The organism is Candidatus Pelagibacter ubique HTCC1062, assembly GCF_000012345.1.
GTDB classification, from domain to species: Bacteria; Pseudomonadota; Alphaproteobacteria; order Pelagibacterales; family Pelagibacteraceae; genus Pelagibacter; species Pelagibacter ubiqueversans.
Genome location: NC_007205.1, coordinates 188,091 through 204,605, shown reverse-complemented (window position 1 = coordinate 204,605; position 16,515 = coordinate 188,091). Strand labels below are relative to the sequence as shown.

The 16,515-nt window shown below is 28.5% G+C and carries 14 protein-coding genes; 8 read left to right on the top strand and 6 right to left on the bottom strand.

Annotation, left to right across the window (positions count from 1 at the left end; translation table 11 throughout):
• Positions 1-22: 22 nt before the first annotated feature.
• A complete protein-coding gene (locus SAR11_RS01005) occupies positions 23-952 on the bottom strand; it encodes an ABC transporter ATP-binding protein (RefSeq protein ID WP_011281544.1) in 930 nt (309 codons plus the stop codon).
• Positions 953-1,002: 50 nt separating this feature from the next.
• Between SAR11_RS01005 and polA the strand changes: the two genes are divergently transcribed.
• Genes polA through SAR11_RS00970 form a run of 7 tightly spaced genes read left to right on the top strand, consistent with a single transcriptional unit; the run spans position 1,003 to position 9,500 of the window.
• A complete protein-coding gene (gene polA / locus SAR11_RS01000; RefSeq protein ID WP_011281543.1) occupies positions 1,003-3,777 on the top strand; it encodes a DNA polymerase I in 2,775 nt (924 codons plus the stop codon).
• A gap of 50 nt (positions 3,778-3,827) precedes the next feature.
• The gene (locus tag SAR11_RS00995; RefSeq protein ID WP_006997711.1) at positions 3,828-4,535 is read left to right on the top strand and encodes a response regulator transcription factor; all 708 of its coding nucleotides are present in this window, start codon (positions 3,828-3,830) and stop codon (positions 4,533-4,535) included.
• A complete protein-coding gene (locus SAR11_RS00990; protein ID WP_011281542.1) occupies positions 4,535-6,073 on the top strand; it encodes a sensor histidine kinase in 1,539 nt (512 codons plus the stop codon). The genes SAR11_RS00995 and SAR11_RS00990 overlap by 1 nt, the downstream gene beginning before the upstream one ends.
• A 43-nt stretch (positions 6,074-6,116) precedes the next feature.
• A complete protein-coding gene (gene ahcY, locus SAR11_RS00985; RefSeq protein WP_006997713.1) occupies positions 6,117-7,403 on the top strand; it encodes an adenosylhomocysteinase in 1,287 nt (428 codons plus the stop codon).
• Positions 7,387-7,845: a bifunctional tRNA (adenosine(37)-N6)-threonylcarbamoyltransferase complex ATPase subunit type 1 TsaE/phosphotransferase gene (locus SAR11_RS00980; RefSeq protein WP_011281541.1), complete on the top strand. Its 459-nt coding sequence runs from the start codon at positions 7,387-7,389 to the stop codon at positions 7,843-7,845. The genes ahcY and SAR11_RS00980 overlap by 17 nt, the downstream gene beginning before the upstream one ends.
• Positions 7,846-7,848: 3 nt before the next feature.
• Entirely contained in the window at positions 7,849-8,814 is a 966-nt protein-coding gene (locus tag SAR11_RS00975; RefSeq protein ID WP_011281540.1) for an aminoglycoside phosphotransferase family protein, read from the top strand.
• Positions 8,811-9,500, top strand: a complete 690-nt coding sequence (locus SAR11_RS00970; protein WP_011281539.1) for a sugar phosphate nucleotidyltransferase — start codon at positions 8,811-8,813, stop codon at positions 9,498-9,500. The genes SAR11_RS00975 and SAR11_RS00970 overlap by 4 nt, the downstream gene beginning before the upstream one ends.
• Here SAR11_RS00970 and SAR11_RS00965 read toward each other — a convergent pair.
• Positions 9,489-10,205 (bottom strand): 2,3-bisphosphoglycerate-dependent phosphoglycerate mutase, encoded by a 717-nt coding sequence (locus tag SAR11_RS00965; RefSeq protein ID WP_011281538.1) that lies wholly within the window; start codon positions 10,203-10,205, stop codon positions 9,489-9,491. The genes SAR11_RS00970 and SAR11_RS00965 overlap by 12 nt on opposite strands.
• 434 nt (positions 10,206-10,639) lie before the next feature.
• On the opposite strand from SAR11_RS00965, the gene SAR11_RS00955 reads away from it, so the two are divergent.
• Positions 10,640-11,239, top strand: coding sequence for a lytic transglycosylase (locus SAR11_RS00955; RefSeq protein ID WP_011281536.1), 600 nt, complete (start codon positions 10,640-10,642; stop codon positions 11,237-11,239).
• Here SAR11_RS00955 and SAR11_RS00950 read toward each other — a convergent pair.
• The 4 genes from SAR11_RS00950 to msrA are packed head-to-tail and all read right to left on the bottom strand — an operon-like array spanning position 11,236 to position 16,488.
• Positions 11,236-14,358, bottom strand: coding sequence for an efflux RND transporter permease subunit (locus SAR11_RS00950; protein ID WP_011281535.1), 3,123 nt, complete (start codon positions 14,356-14,358; stop codon positions 11,236-11,238). The genes SAR11_RS00955 and SAR11_RS00950 overlap by 4 nt on opposite strands.
• Complete coding sequence (locus tag SAR11_RS00945) at positions 14,358-15,227, bottom strand: efflux RND transporter periplasmic adaptor subunit (protein ID WP_011281534.1); 870 nt, start codon at positions 15,225-15,227, stop codon at positions 14,358-14,360. Before SAR11_RS00945 ends, SAR11_RS00950 begins: the two co-directional genes overlap by 1 nt.
• Positions 15,228-15,230: 3 nt before the next feature.
• Positions 15,231-16,043, bottom strand: a complete 813-nt coding sequence (locus SAR11_RS00940; RefSeq protein ID WP_011281533.1) for a rhodanese-like domain-containing protein — start codon at positions 16,041-16,043, stop codon at positions 15,231-15,233.
• A 1-nt stretch (position 16,044) separates the two neighbouring features.
• Complete coding sequence (gene msrA / locus SAR11_RS00935) at positions 16,045-16,488, bottom strand: peptide-methionine (S)-S-oxide reductase MsrA (protein ID WP_011281532.1); 444 nt, start codon at positions 16,486-16,488, stop codon at positions 16,045-16,047.
• Between the last annotated feature and the right edge of the window lie 27 nt (positions 16,489-16,515).

Genomic DNA, 16,515 nt, shown 5'->3' with positions numbered 1-16,515 from the left:
TACTATTTATTAATGTGATAATCTAGTTTTTTATTAATCTTAAAAAAACATCCTCTAAATCACCGTCGTCAGTTGAAATATCTATAATTTTGACGTTATTTTTCTTAATTAAATTAATTAATTCTTCTATATTAATTTTATTTTTTTCATAAGAAACACAAACTTCATTATCTAAGTGTGAAACTATTTTTAAAGATTCTAGATCATCATCGTTAATATTTATCTTTATATCAGTTTTAAAGGTTACTTTTTTGGTTTGAATTCTATCTAATAAATTCTTAGTGCTGTCTAGGGCAACAATATTTCCTTTATTTAATATAGCTATTCTTCCACACATTTCCTCAGCCTCCTCGAGGTAATGAGTTGTTAAAATGATTGTTACACCAAGTTCATTTAATAATTTTACATTTTTCCATAAATTTTGTCTTAACTCCACATCAACACCAGCAGTAGGTTCATCTAGAATAACTATTGGTGGCTGATGAACTAAAGCTTTAGCCATTAACAATCTTCTTTTCATTCCACCAGATAAACTTCTAGCATAGCTGTTAGCTTGTTTTTCTAAGGACACTAATTTTAGAATTGTATCTGTAATTCTATCTTTTTCTTTAATTCCATAAAGACCAGCCTGTAATTCTAATAATTTTCTTGGGCTAAAAAATGGATCAAGATTTACTTCTTGAGGAACTATTCCAACTGAAGCTCTAACTTGTCTTGGGTTTTTATCTAAGTCAAAACCCCAGACACTTACTCGTCCTGCTGTTTTAACCACTGTTCCAGCTAAAATATTTATAAATGTTGTTTTCCCAGCACCATTAGGACCAAGAAGGCCAAAAATTTCTCCCTCTTTCACGTCTAAGTTTAAATCGTTTAATGCAAGGTTGTCCCCAGCTTGTTTGTTTGAATAAATTTTTTTTAAATTTTTAACAGAAAGTATATTTTTTTGCTCCATGCGTGGTAATACATTTATAGTATTTAAAATATTTAAGATAATATTATTTAATGGATAAAATAAAAAAAACAGATCATTTTTATTTAATAGATGGTTCAGGTTACATTTTTAGAGCTTATTATGCATTACCACCCCTAACTAGAAAAAGTGACGGTCTTCCAGTAGGTGCAGTTAGTGGATTTTGCAGTATGCTATTTAAACTATTAGAGGATTCAAAATCAAATGAAAATCTTCAAAAACCAACACACTTTGCTGTAATATTTGATGCTGCTAGAAAAACTTTTAGAAATGAAATTTATTCAGACTATAAAGCTAATAGATCAGAAGCCCCAGATGATTTAGCACCACAGTTTGAATACATAAGAAAGTCAGTAGTTGCTTTTAATTTACCATCTGTAGATCTTCCAAATTATGAAGCAGATGATTTAATAGCCACTTATGTAGAACAAATTTTAGCAAAGGGTGCAAAGGTGACAATAGTCTCTTCAGATAAAGACTTAATGCAATTGTATAGAAAAGACGTTCGTATATTCGATCCTATGAAAAATAAATTTATAACACCTGAAGATATAGTAACTAAATTTGGAGTGGGCCCAGAAAAAGTTATTGATGTTCAATCCTTAGCTGGAGACAGTAGTGATAATGTTCCGGGAGTACCTGGGATAGGTGTAAAAACTGCAGCAGAACTGATTAATAAGTATGGAACTCTAGAAAAATTATTAGATAACGCTCAAGAAATAAAACAAAATAAACGAAGAGAAACACTTATAGAGAACAAAGATAAAGCGATAATTAGCAAAAAATTAGTGACACTAATGAAGGATGCTCCTGTTGAAAGAAAGTTAGAGGAATTTCATCTAAAGAAGATTGATAAAAATAAACTATATAAATTTTTAAGAGAAATGGAGTTTAATAGACTTCTTAGTTCTGTCATTTCTGCATACGGAGAACCACTGTTAGAAGAGACAGCAAAAGAGACAAAGCCTGAAAAAAAACATCAAAATATAAGTAAAAAAAATTATCATCTAATTACTAATGAAAAAGAAATAGATGAGTGGATTAACGAAGCAGAAGAAGCTGGAGAGCTAGCAATTGATACAGAAACTAGTTCTTTAGATGCACATCAGACTGATTTAGTGGGAATTTCATTAAGCACTAAAATTGGCCAGGCTTGTTATATTCCAATTGGTCATAAGTTTAAAGGATGTTTAAAAAAAGAAACTGTAATTAAAAAACTCAAACCACTTTTAGAAGACAAGAGTGTAAAAAAAATTGGTCAAAATATTAAGTTTGATTTTATTGTCTTGTATAAACAGGGAATAAATATGAATTCAATGGAGGATACAATGCTGATGTCTTATGTATTAGATGCTGGAAAAAATAGACATAATATGGATACCTTGTCTGAGATTCATCTACAGCATAAAACAATTTCATTTAAAGAAATTGTTGGTACAGGTAAAAAGGAAATAAACTTTAGTGATGTAGAGCTAGATAAGGCAATGGAGTATGCTGCTGAAGATGCTGATATTACTTACAGATTATACAAAATATTTAGTAAAAATTTAAAATTAGAGAAATTAACTAATATTTATGAAATCTTTGAAAAACCTTTAATTAAGATACTAGCATTTATGGAAATTGAAGGAATTAAAATTGATAATAAATTTTTAAAGGTTTTGTCTGAAAAATTTGAAAAAAAAATAAGTAAACTAGAAAAAGAAGTTTTTAAAATTTCAAAAAAAGAATTTAATATTGCATCACCAAAACAATTAGGTGAAATTATTTATAATGATTTGAAAATTGCTGTACTTAAAAAAACTAGAAAAGGTAGTTTTGCCACAAATGCAAGTGTGTTAGAAGACTTAGCGTTTAAAGGACATGAATTTCCAAAATTAATTCTAGATTGGAGACAAGTGTCCAAGCTTAAAAACACTTACTCAGATGCTTTACCTGAACACATTAATCCAAATACTAAACGAGTTCACACATCATTTTTATTGGCAGCAACAACAACAGGAAGATTGGCATCCAGTGATCCAAACCTACAAAATATTCCTATTAAATCAGAGGATGGTAAAGATATAAGAAAAGCTTTTATAGCAGAAAAGGGCTTCACATTAATATCTGCAGATTATAATCAGATTGAAATGAGAATTTTAGCTGATTTGGCAGAGGTTAAAGAGCTGAAAAAAGCGTTTAGTAACAATGAAGATATTCACTCTCTTACAGCAAGCCAGGTATTTAATGTTGATATTAAAAAAGTAGACCAAGACATGAGAAGGAAGGCTAAGGCTATTAATTTTGGAATAATTTATGGTATTTCACAATATGGACTTGCAAAACAAATCAACGTTTCAAATCATGAAGCAGATGAATTTTTAAATGCCTATTTCTTAAAATTTCCCGAAATAAAAATTTATATGGATAATACAATTAAGTTTTGCAGAAAAAGTGGATATGTAACCAATATTTTTGGTCGAAGATCTCACTTTAATGGAATTAATGATAAAAATTTCAATGTGAGAAATTTTCAAGAAAGAGCAGCTATTAATGCTCCTATTCAAGGATCAGCATCAGAAATCATGCGACTTGCAATGATTAGACTTAATAAAAAATTTGAAAGCATTAAAAATAATAAATCAAAAATATTATTACAAATTCATGATGAATTAATTTTTGAGGTTCCAGTAAAAGAAGTCAAAAATATAACTGAAATAATCAAGGATGAAATGACGAGTGTTACAGAAAGTGATTTACACACTTTTTCAACACCATTGACGGTAGACGTGAATACAGGGGACAATTGGGGAATACTTCATTAATTTATCTCCATTGCCTAAATTAGAACAATTTAGTATTTTTAAAGTAGAATATGCAAACTCAAACAATAGCTCTTATTGATGATGATAGAAATATACTCACAAGTATAAGTATAGCTCTTGAAAAAGAAGGCTTTAAAGTTCAAACTTATATTGATGGAGAAAGTGCTTTAATTGGGTTAACTAGAAATCCACCAGACCTTGCTGTTATAGATATAAAGATGCCAAAAATGGATGGTGAAGAGCTTTTAAAAAAGTTAAGAAAAAAAACTTCCTTGCCTGTAATTTTTTTAACTTCAAAAGATGATGAAATAGATGAATTATTAGGCTTAAAATTGGGTGCAGATGATTTTATAAAAAAGTCAGGAGGTTTTTCCATTAAAGTTTTAATAGAAAGAATAAGGGTTCAACTTAGAAAAAAAGATATTAACAACAATCTTGAAGACACAAAAAATATTATTTCGCATGGGAAGCTAAAACTTGACCCTTCACAACTTGAATGTGAATGGGATAACAAGCAACTACCAGATAAACTAACTACTACAGAATTTTTAATAGTTAAAGAATTAGCAAAGAGACCAGGAATAATAAAAGAAAGAGCTCAGCTTATGGACATTGCTTATCGAGAAGATACTGATATTGAAGATAGAACTATTGATAGTCATGTTAAAAGAATTAGAAAAAAATTTAAAAAAGTTGATCCTGATTTTACAGCTATAGAAACAAGATATGGCAGTGGATACAGATGGAACGTTAGTTAATGTTCAGTAATTTTCTAAAAAGTTTATCTATATTAAAAAAATTTTTATTCATTAATTTGGTTATTTTTTTAATTATAGGAATTTTAACAGCACTTTACATTAGCAATGCAAAACCTAATTTAATAAAAAATAAAACCTCCAAACATATTCAAATAATTAACAATACAATTGAGCATATTTTAAGGTTAAATATAAAATTTGAGGAAGAAGATATTAGAAAATTTTTATTTTCAACAAGATTTTTATTTCAAAACTTAGATAGAGTTATCTTATTTGATAATCAATTTAATTTAGTAGGTGATACTGATACGCTAGATTTAGACCCGAGATCCTTTTCTAGTAGACTAGATATAGTTGAGCTAGAAATATTAGACGAAGAAAAAAGCAAAAAAATTGTTGAAACAAAAAACATAAATAAAGAAAAAACCGTTTCATTCAAAGATGTTCTTACAAATTATTCGTGGTCAAAAGACTATGGAAAGCCCTTTACTTTTATACAGGAAGGCTATGATCAATTTTTACTAACAACAGTTAAAAACATTACACTAAATGGAGTTAATATTGGATACCTAGCAATTTCAGAAAATGCTAATGATGTAAAATCTGCTATTGATGAAAGAAAAACATTTATTCTAAGAACAGCAATATTTATAATTATAGTAATATTTGTATTCTCTTTTGTTTTAAATAGATATTTTCTAAAACCTATAAAGAACTTAGTAGCATATACAAAAATTATAAAAGAAAAGAGCAAAAAAAAAACAAATATTAATGAACTTAAAAGTAGAAATGACGAGCTAGGAACTTTGTCAAATTCTTTAGATGATATGACAAGTGAACTTCAAAAAAGAATTTCACATGCAGAAAATTTTTCAACTGATCTTGTTCATGAGATAAGAAACCCCTTAACATCATTAAAAAGTGCTTCAGAAATATTGAACGAGACTGATGATCAATCTCAAAGAAGTAAATTAATTAGTATTCTCAATCACGATGTTCAAAGAATTGAAAGATTGATCACTGATTATTCTCAAATACTAAAAGATGAGGTTGCATTAAGTAAAGAAAAAATGAAAAAAATTAATCTCAAATTAATTGCAAGATCTGTAGTAGATGATTTTAATAATATTTATGAAGCAAAAAGAGGAATTAAAATAATGTTAAATGATCAAGATGATCAAGAAGAATATTTTATTAATGGAATAGAAAATAGAATTGAACAAATTATTGCAAATTTATTAGATAATTCAATTTCATTTAGTGATGATAACAAAAAAATCTTAGTTGAAATTTACAAAGGAGATAAGGATAAAATTATTTTTAAAGTTATTGATGAAGGTAAAGGATTTAAGGAAACAGATACAAAAAAAATATTTAATAGATTTTATAGTAATAGACCTGATACCTTTGGAGAGCATTCTGGTTTAGGCTTAAATATAGTAAAAAACCTTGTTGAACTCCATAGTGCTACCATTAATGCCTCAAACAATGTAACGCAAGAAGGTGCAAATGTTGAGATTGTCTTCCCTAAAGTTTAATCATAAGTTGATTAATTAAATTTTTATTATATAAAACTGAGCAATGGATGATTTTAAAGTCAAAGATATATCGTTAGCAGACTTTGGAAGAAAAGAAATTTCAATAGCTGAAAGTGAAATGCCTGGTCTAATGGCATTAAGAGAAGAATACTCAGGAAAAGCACCCTTAAAAGGAGCAAGAATATTGGGATGTCTTCATATGACAATTCAAACAGCAGTTTTAATTGAAACTTTAGTAGAGCTTGGAGCAGAGGTTAGATGGTCTTCTTGTAATATTTTTTCAACACAAGATCATGCTGCTGCAGCAATAGCTAAAGCAGGAATACCAGTTTTTGCTTGGAAAGGTGAAACTGAAGAGGAAGCTGTATGGTGCATCAGACAAACAATAGAAGGTAAAAAAGACTGGAAAGCAAATATGCTCTTAGATGATGGTGGTGATTTAACTGCAATGATGCACAGTGATTACAAAGATTTGTTAAAGGAAGTAAAAGGTGTTTCAGAAGAAACAACGACTGGAATTAAAGCATTAAACAAAATGGAAAAAGATGGAACATTAATGATTCCAGCAATTAATGTTAATGACTCAGTTACAAAATCAAAATTTGATAACCTATATGGTTGCAGAGAAAGTTTAGTAGATGGAATTAGAAGAGCCACAGATGTAATGATGTCTGGTAAAGTTGCAATTGTAGCAGGCTTTGGGGATGTTGGAAAAGGTAGTGCTGCATCTTTAAGACAAAGTGGTGCTCGAGTGATGGTTACAGAAGCGGATCCAATTTGTGCACTCCAAGCAGCAATGGAAGGTTATGAAGTAGTTTTAATGGATGAAGCTATAAGCAAGGCAGATATTGTTGTTACTGCTACAGGTAATATAGATATTGTTACTGCAGATCATATGAGAAATATGAAAGATAGAGCAATCCTTTGTAATATTGGACACTTCGATAATGAGATTCAAGTAGAAGCCTTAAAAAATTATAAATGGACAGAAGTAAAACCAGAAGTTGATGAAATAGAATTAGTTGATGGAAAGAGAATTATTCTTTTAGCCAAAGGTAGATTGGTAAATTTAGGTTGTGCAACAGGGCATCCAAGTTTTGTAATGAGTGCATCATTTACTAATCAAGTAATGGCACAAATTGAACTTTGGCATAATCATAAAAATTATGAAAATAAAGTTTATGTATTACCAAAATCATTAGATGAGAAAGTGGCAATGCTTCACTTAAAAAAAGTAGGTGCCAAACTTACGAAACTATCAAAAGACCAAGCTGACTATATAAGTGTTGAAACAGAAGGTCCATTCAAACCAGATGCTTATCGCTACTAATAGCGAAAAAATAGACATCTCCCTAGAAGATAAAACATCTGAGCTAGCTAAAAGTTTTTCAAGAACACTACAAAAAGGAGATGTAGCTTATTTTCATGGTGAAATAGGTGTTGGCAAAACCACATTTATAAGACATCTCATTAATAATCTTCAACAATTAAATAAAGTCAATTTAACCGAAGTTACTAGTCCTACCTTTAATTTGGTAAATGAATATGATGTTGGAAATTTTATAATACAGCATTATGATTTGTACAGGTTGACTGACTATAGTGCGATAAAAAACATTGGTTTATTTGAAAATAGAGAAGAAGTTGTGACATTAATTGAATGGCCTGAGAAAATAAAAGAAACTATTGACTCCAAAATTGATTTACATTTTGAATACAATGATGATTTAAATAAAAGATATTTAACAATTAAGGGAGTTAAAAATAAATAATAGATGTTACAAACTAATGATAAATTAAAAAAAATTAAAGGTGACGCATCATTTAGATCTTTTTATAGAAAGTCATTATCAAAAAAAAAATCAATCATAGTTTTTGCTTCTAAGGAAAAAGAGAAAAATTTGCTAATATATGATGCAATAAATAGTCTTCTAATTAAAAATAAAGTTTTAGCACCCAAACTTTATAGCGAAAATTATAAAAAAAATTATATAGAAATTGAAGATTTTGGAGACGACTCGGTTTTTAGTTTATTAAAAAAAAATAAAAACCAAAAAGAAACTCTCTATAAAAAATCTATTGATTTACTTGGAGTGATTCAAAAAATTAAACAAAATCGATCTAAAAACTTTAAAGGTAAAACTTATAAAATTCCTATTTATGATAATGTTAAATTATTCAATGAGGCAAATTTATTTTGTGAATGGTATGCAAAAAAATTTGTAAAACAAAATAAACTAGCCAAGTTTAAAATTGATATAAAAAAACAAATTAGGTTTTTACTAACGCACCTTCAATCAAAAGAAAAAGTTTTTGTTCATAGAGATTTTCATGTATCGAATTTAATGAAGTTCAAAAATAAAATAGGAGTTATCGACTCACAGGATGCTTTAATTGGAAATAGGGCTTATGATTTAGCTTCCCTAATTGATGATGTTAGATTTAGGACAGATGAAATATTTAAAAATAAAATTTATCGTTATTATCTAAAACTAAATAAAAAAAGAGTTAACAAGGCTACGTTATTAAGTGATTTTGAAATATTGTCCATTTTAAGAAATATGAAAATCATTGGAATATTCACTAGATTGGCCATGAGAGATAAGAAAAAGCAATATTTGAAATTAATTCCCTATGCCTGGAAGTTAATTGAATTAAGAATTTCCAACAATAAAAAATTTTCTGAGCTCAAAAGCTTATTAGAGCTTAATTTTTCCAAAAAAATAAGAAATCAGAAATGAAGATTAAAACTGCATTAATTTTATGTGCTGGATATGGTAAACGCTTAAATCCAATAACACTGAGAACCCCTAAGCCTTTACTAAGGATAAATGAAATAACTTTATTAGAAAATTGTATTAATTTAATACACTCTTTGGGAATTAATAAGATTTTAATTAACACATTTTACCTAAGTGAAAAAATTGAAAAATTTCTTAATAATAAGAAATTTAATTTAGAAATTAAAATAATAAATGATGGCTCAAATATTTTAGATACGGGAGGTGGAATTTTAAATTTAATAAATTCATCTAATGAAACAGATTTTATGATATTTAATCCAGATACCGTATGGAATGAGAATTACAAAAAATATATTAAAGATATGGAGAAATTTTATTTTTTAAATAAAATTAAAAATATACTTTTATTAGCTAATGAAAACTTGAGTTTTGACAAAAATTTGAAGGGTGATTTCAATCTTAAAAAAAATATTATAAAAAAAGATGAACTTAATCACTTAATTTATACAGGGTGCCAAATCATAAATAAGAGTTTATTTGATTCTTATGAGGTAGGCAATTTTTCCATTTCAAATATTTGGAATAAATTAATTGATAAAGACGATTTATATGGTTTTGAGAGTTTTGAAGACTTTAGACATTTAACAGATCTCAATATTTACAAAAAATTATTAAAAAACTAACAAGTCCTTAGCTCTATCTTGATCTAGGTAAGTGCATTCTTTAATATTTTGCTTTGAATCTAAATTTATCAAAAGTGGATTGCCTGTTGGTATTTCGAGTAATGTTATCCTTTGATTGTCTAATTTAAATAAAAATTTGCATAACGCTCTTATAGAATTCCCATGAGCTGAAATTAAAATGTTTTTATCATTTTTTAGTTTCATTTGAATTTCATCAATATAAAACTTCATTACTCTATCGTAGGTATCTTTAAGGGACTCGGTGTCAGGAATATTTTCTTTTGGAATACTTTTATAAACCTCTATATTTAACGGGTGATACGGATTATTTCTATTTAATGGATCTGGTTTAATATCCCAAGATCTTCTAAAAGCATGTATTTTATCTTCACCAAGCTTTTCTTTCATTTCATCTTTATTTAGCCCCGTTAAAGCTCCATAATGTCTTTCATTTAATTGCCAAGCTTTAACTGGTTCTCTTTTATCTCTTAATGTGTCCTGAATAAATTTTAGTGTATTGATAGCCCTTAACTGAAATGATGAATAAAAATAATCAATATCAATTTTAGTTTCCTTAATATACTCTCCAGCTTTACAGGCTTCCAATTTACCTTGCCCTGTAAGGTCAACATCTACCCAGCCTGTAAATCTTTTTTCAAGATTCCATTCACTTTGACCATGTCTTACTAAAATTAAATGAGTCATTTGATATATTCTGATAACTGATAAAATAAATAAAATAAATAAAATAAATAAGATTATTATGAATAAATTAAAAAACTTTTCTAGAATTGGGTTTTATTCTTCTAATATAATATTGATAATATTTTATTTATTCCCAGGCAGTATTCTCGGATGCTTTTTGTATAATGATTGTTATAAACAACCACAAATTACTCAAGATTTTATAATTTCATCAAACCATTTCTATGCTTTTCTTTTACTTACAAGCTTAGGGGTACTTTCTTTTCATAATACAAAAAAGATTAATCTTTTAAGTGTTTATTTAATTCTATTATCAATTTTTTTAGAACTATTTCACATTATCATTCCAAATCGTGGATTTGAGATGAGTGATTTATTTGGAAATATTGTAGGTGTAATATTAGTTATACTTATCTATAAGATTGTAATTAGGTATGTCAAAACTTAAAAATCATTTTTTAATACTATTAATTATTTTTATAGCTGGCTGCTCCTCAATACCTCAAAATACCTCAAATAGTTGCTCAATTTTTAATGAAAGATATCTTTGGTATAAACATGCAAAGAAAACTGAACAAAAATGGGGAACCCCAATTTATATTCAGTTAGCTATAATTAAGATGGAATCAGACTTTGATTGGCTAGCTAAACCGCCAAGGCAAAAATTATTTAAGATTATACCATTTAAGAGGCCCTCTAGTTCATTTGGATATTCACAAGCAGTAAAGGGAACTTGGGAGCAGTATAAAAATGAAACAGGAAATAAATTAGCAACAAGAACAAGATTTAAAGATAGTGTTGATTTTATTGGTTGGTATACCGATAAAACTGAATCTCTTTTAAAAATTTCTAAGAAAGATGCCTTTAGACAGTATCTTGCGTATCATGAAGGGTGGGGTGGTTATAAAGATTATAAGAATAATCAGAAAGTTATAGGTTTAGCTAAAAAAGTAGAAAAACAATCTAATAAATACAAATCACAATTACAAGATTGCCAGAAAAGATTAAATAAAAATAAATATATTATATTTTAACGAAGTTGTTTTTTTAGCTCAATATCAACAGCATCAATTCGTTTCGTATTCTTTGCTAACACCAAATACATGGTTGGCGTTACATATAATGTAAAAAATGTTGATATAATCATTCCTCCCAGAATAGTTGCACCCACTGCTAATCTTGAAGCTTCACCTGCGCCTGGCCCAATATTTCCTATAACCAATGGCATCATTGCTATCATTGTGCTTATTGACGTCATCATTATGGGTCTAAATCTTAATTGACAAGCTTCTTTAACAGATGTTTCTATATTTTTTCCAGCTGTTCTTAACTGATTGGCATAATCAACAATTAGAATACTATTTTTAGTTGATATTCCAATTAGTATGACAAGCGCTATTTGTGAGAAGATATTAATAGAACTGTTCAAGAATAATATAAAGACTAAACCTCCAAACAAAGCAAGTGGAACAGTTAACATAATAATAAATGGATGAATAAATGAATTAAAGGTTGCAGCCATTACTAGGTACGCAGTTAGAAATGCTAATCCAAAAATAATAAATAGTTCATTACTAGTTTCTTTTATTTCTTCTGATTTACCTTTCCATGCAATTTGATTAGAAGAGCCAATTTCTTCCATTGTTTCTTCTAAATATGCAATTGCTTCTGTAAGTGTATAAGATTCCGATATATTTGCAGATATTGTTACAGCTCTCTGCCTGTTATATCTTGCTAATTTTTTTGCAGATCCAATTTCACTGAACTCTACTAAATTTGATAAAGATATAAGTTTACCAGAGCTTTCAGATCTAACAAATATTTTAGAAAGGCCTTCTTGCGATCGTCTATCTGCCAAGTATTGTTGAAGTATAATTGGGTATTCTTTACCAAGTCTATTAAATTTTGTTACAGTTTTTCCACCGTAAAGGGTTTCTAAGGTTTTGCCAATTGAGTCAGTAGACACACTTAAATCTTTAGCTTTATTTTTATTAATTACTAATTTGACCTCTGGTTTGTCTCTAGAATAGTCAGATTCTATTCTAGATAAATTTTTATTTTGTCTTAATTTATTGATAACTTTAGACTGTATTTCCTCTAACTCCTCATAAGTGCTGCCCAATATAACCATTTGAACAGGTTTATTGTAACTAGAAACTCTAATTGATTGAGGTGATATTGGAAAAGCTACTGTTTCAGGAACAGTCACAATTTTTCCAATTGCTTCTCTCATTATTGTTTGTGAACTTTTATCTCGTTCAGCCCATTCATCCAATAATGCAATTATTATAAAGCTATTAAAAGAATTTTTATTACTACCAAAGCCTGGCACTCTCATTATAAATCTTTTATATGGACTATCCTCAGCTTGAAGAAGGGGAATTAATCTTTTTTCAACATCTTCTGCTCTTTTTTCAGTATATTCAAAAGAACTTCCTTCATCTGTAAATCCAAGAACAAGATAAACCCCTCGGTCTTCTAAGGGTAATAATTCTTTTTTTGTAATACTAAACAAAACACCAGAAATAATAATAGTGAAGACAATAAATGAAATTATAATTTTTTTCTTATTTAGCCAATACCCCAATGTTTCTTCATAAAATTTTAACAATGATTTAAAAAATTTATCAAATTTAGTAACTATAAAATTTTGTTTTGGCTCTTTCTTTAAAAACTTACTTGCTAACATAGGTGATAGTGTAAGAGCAACAAAAGAGGACACCGCAACCGAAACAGATAATGCTATTGCTGTTTCTCTAAATAATGTTCCTGCAATTCCATCTATGAAAATTAAAGGAATAAATACCGCAACTAGAATTAAAGTTGTTGCAATGATTGCAAAGCTGATTTGTTTTGACCCTTTGTAAGCTGCAATTAATGGGCTCTCTCCATTTTCAATTCTTCTATAAATTGCATCTGTCATTATGACCGAGTCGTCAGTAATTATTCCAATTGCTAAAATAAAACTTAATAAGACAAATATGTTTATTGATAAACCAAACAAATAAAGACCCAAAAACGATGCTATTAAGCTCACAGGTAGTGCAACTGCTGGTACAATTACAGCTTTTATATTACCTAAGAATAAATAAATAATAATAACTACAAGTATAAAAGCGATGATTAAAGTTTTGTATACTTCATCGATAGCTGTACCCACATATGTTGCTCTGTTAAAAGCTACTTCTATATTTAGATCATCTGGTAATGTTTTTTTAACTTCTTCAATTTTTTTACTTATTTCTTTAGAAAGCTCTACAGTTGAAGCGCCACTTTTTGCATAAATACCAATTCCAACTGTCTTTAAATCTAAAGCATCTTTACTTTGAGCTTTAAAAAGATTTTTTTCTGAAACTGGGCCTAACTCAACATTGGCAATATCTGAAAGTCTTACAACACTATTTTGATTTTTTTTAATAGGTAATGTTTTTAGTTTTTCTATATCGTTATATGACTTATCTAAATTTAGTATTAAATCTATGTTGGTAGCTTCTAATGTTCCTGCGGGTAGGCTGACATTTTCTTTCCTTATTGCTCCTTCAACTTCTTGAATAGTTAAATTATTTGCAGCAAGTTTAATTGGATCAATCCAGATCCTAACACTTAAATCTCTTAAGCCACCAGTTGAGATTGTTCCAACATTTTTAACACTTGAAAATTGATCTACTAAATATCTTTCAACATAATCTCCAAGCTCTAAATCACTCCAGGTTGCTGAAGATACGGCCAGCCACATAGTGGTTGAAAATCCTGCTGATTGTTTAAGTATTTGAGGCGCTGCTGCTTCACTTGGCAATCTATCGACAACTCTTGCAACTCTTTCTCTTATATCATTAGCAGCATTATCAAGATCTATATCAGGATTAAATTCAACATTAATTGAACTACTCCCATTTTCTGATGTTGAGTTAATATTTTTTATTCCTTCTACTCCACCTATTACGTCTTCTATTACTTGTGTTACTTCCTGATCAATTATAGGAGCTGATGCAGATTTGTAGTCTACTTTAACTTGAACTACAGGTGGTTGTAAGCCCTCGGGTAGTTCTCTTACTGGCAATTGTGAAAAAACAAATATTCCAAAAACAATTAATATAAGAGACATTACCCAAGCAACAACTGGTCTTCTTATACTTACGTCAGTTATAAACATTATTTTTTAATTGGTTTAATTTTGCCTCTTGGTCTAACTTTTTTTAAACCCTCAGCTACAATGTTATCTCCATTAGCTAAACCTGAAACCACTTCAATAAAACCAGAATCTCTTATTCCAATAACAATTTCAGTTTTATTAGTCACATTATCTTCTGCAACTTTATAAACATAAGTTTTGTTACCTTCCATGATTAAACTTGTATCCGGAATACTCATGGAATTTCTCTCATTATATTTAACTATAATCTCCAAAAGAGAACCTGGTAAAATTTCAAAATTATCATTTTCTAATTTTATTCTTATAGCTAAAGATCTTGTATCCACATCAATCCTGCCAGCTGTTGAGTCAACAACACCTGAATAAATTTTTTCACTATTACCTGAAAATTTAACATCAACATTTAAATTTTCTTTAATAAAACTTGCGTAAAGCTCAGGAATATCTACATCTACATAAATTATCGAAGTATCTTCTAGTTGTATTAAAAGAGAACTTTCAGAAACTTTAATATCATTTGAAAAATCTCTTTTAGTCACCACTCCATCAAAAGATGCTATTAAATTTCTAGTTTTTAATTTTGTTATTAAATCACCTTTTTTCAATTTTCTATTGAATTCTATTGGGTTAACTATTTCATATTTTTCAATTTTATATGATTTAGTTCTAAAAGGAATTGCTGTTCCATAAGTTGAAACTTTTTGAGAGAAATTTTTTGCTACAACCTCAGTTACTATTATTCCTGGAGGAGGTCTTTTGCTAAATTTTTTTTTAAAATGATTTCCTATCATTGTTCTTCCAACAATTACTATTGTAATGATTAAAAAGAAGGCAAGGATTGCAGTTCCAATTTTTGTAGATCTTTTCATATTTTAATTTTTTCCATATTCACTCCATGATCCGTCGTAAATATTAGGCATATATTTATTATCTATCAAAGAATAAGCAAGAGCCAAAACTGAAGCGGTAACACCAGAACCACATGTAAATACAATGTTTTTACCCATCTCATATCCAGTTGATTTAAATTTTTCAAGAATCTTTTCTTTACTAACAAATGTATGATCTTCATTTATAAGTTCAGAGAAAGGTAGACAAAAAGAGTTTTTGATTGAGCCACTTCGCAATCCTTTTCTTGGCTCAGGAACTTTACCTTCAAATCTTTCTAAACTTCTTGCATCAATAACATTAAAATCGTTTTCTAAAATATTTTTGTTAATTTGGTTTATATCTTTTACTAACTCTCTTTTTTCATTTGCAATATAGTTAGTGGGAATAATCTTAATTATATCACTAGTGGTTGCTTTATCTTCTTTAATCCATTTTTTTAATCCACCATCTAATACATGGATTAATTCTGGATTGTGACCAAAATAGATAAAATTATACCAACATCTACACGAACTAATTACATCTGAATTATCATAGATAACTATTTGATCATCATTTTTAATTCCCATGCTAGACACAATATTTTCCCATGACTTAGCATCAGTTAACATATGAGGTAGATCAGTATCTTTTTTAGAGTTTTTATCTAAATCAAAAAAAATTGCATTTTTAATATGAATGTTTTTGTATTCATCAAAACCATTACGTTCTGTCTGAGGCATGTGCCATGAGCAATCAATAATTTTTACTTTATCAAAATTTTTTTCTAACCAATTTGTATCAACTAAAGACATATTATCTTTTTTCTAAATATCTCTGATGATATTCTTCTGCTGGACAATAATTTTTTAATAAAGAAGATTTTGTTACAACATTTCCTGATAATTTTAAATTTACTTTTTTTATAACACTCTCAGCAATTTCTTTTTGTCTGTCACTTAGGTAAAATATTTCACTTCTATATTGTGTCCCAAAATCAGGTCCTTGTGAATTTAAGGTTGTAGGGTCATGAATTTCAAAGAAGAAATTTAAAATCTTTTCATAAGAGATAATTTTAGGATCAAAATCTAACTTAACAACTTCTGCATGATTTGTATTACAAGTACATACCTCTTTGTAAGTGACTGTTTTGCTGTCACCTCCACAATAGCCAACTTCAGTTTTAATAACTCCCTCAAGTTTACTAAACTTAATTTCTGGCCCCCAAAAACATCCCAATCCTAATACTGCTATTTCCATTGATTATACTTTAATTTGATTTACAAA

What these genes read in the sequence shown, in the direction of transcription:
- SAR11_RS01005 (WP_011281544.1), bottom strand. Translation starts at nt 952, where the DNA reads ATGGAGCAAAAAAATATACTTTCTGTTAAAAATTTAAAAAAAATTTAT.
- polA (WP_011281543.1), top strand. Translation starts at nt 1,003, where the DNA reads ATGGATAAAATAAAAAAAACAGATCATTTTTATTTAATAGATGGTTCA.
- SAR11_RS00995 (WP_006997711.1), top strand. Translation starts at nt 3,828, where the DNA reads ATGCAAACTCAAACAATAGCTCTTATTGATGATGATAGAAATATACTC.
- SAR11_RS00990 (WP_011281542.1), top strand. Translation starts at nt 4,535, where the DNA reads ATGTTCAGTAATTTTCTAAAAAGTTTATCTATATTAAAAAAATTTTTA.
- ahcY (WP_006997713.1), top strand. Translation starts at nt 6,117, where the DNA reads ATGGATGATTTTAAAGTCAAAGATATATCGTTAGCAGACTTTGGAAGA.
- SAR11_RS00980 (WP_011281541.1), top strand. Translation starts at nt 7,387, where the DNA reads ATGCTTATCGCTACTAATAGCGAAAAAATAGACATCTCCCTAGAAGAT.
- SAR11_RS00975 (WP_011281540.1), top strand. Translation starts at nt 7,849, where the DNA reads ATGTTACAAACTAATGATAAATTAAAAAAAATTAAAGGTGACGCATCA.
- SAR11_RS00970 (WP_011281539.1), top strand. Translation starts at nt 8,811, where the DNA reads ATGAAGATTAAAACTGCATTAATTTTATGTGCTGGATATGGTAAACGC.
- SAR11_RS00965 (WP_011281538.1), bottom strand. Translation starts at nt 10,205, where the DNA reads ATGACTCATTTAATTTTAGTAAGACATGGTCAAAGTGAATGGAATCTT.
- SAR11_RS00955 (WP_011281536.1), top strand. Translation starts at nt 10,640, where the DNA reads ATGTCAAAACTTAAAAATCATTTTTTAATACTATTAATTATTTTTATA.
- SAR11_RS00950 (WP_011281535.1), bottom strand. Translation starts at nt 14,358, where the DNA reads ATGTTTATAACTGACGTAAGTATAAGAAGACCAGTTGTTGCTTGGGTA.
- SAR11_RS00945 (WP_011281534.1), bottom strand. Translation starts at nt 15,227, where the DNA reads ATGAAAAGATCTACAAAAATTGGAACTGCAATCCTTGCCTTCTTTTTA.
- SAR11_RS00940 (WP_011281533.1), bottom strand. Translation starts at nt 16,043, where the DNA reads ATGTCTTTAGTTGATACAAATTGGTTAGAAAAAAATTTTGATAAAGTA.
- msrA (WP_011281532.1), bottom strand. Translation starts at nt 16,488, where the DNA reads ATGGAAATAGCAGTATTAGGATTGGGATGTTTTTGGGGGCCAGAAATT.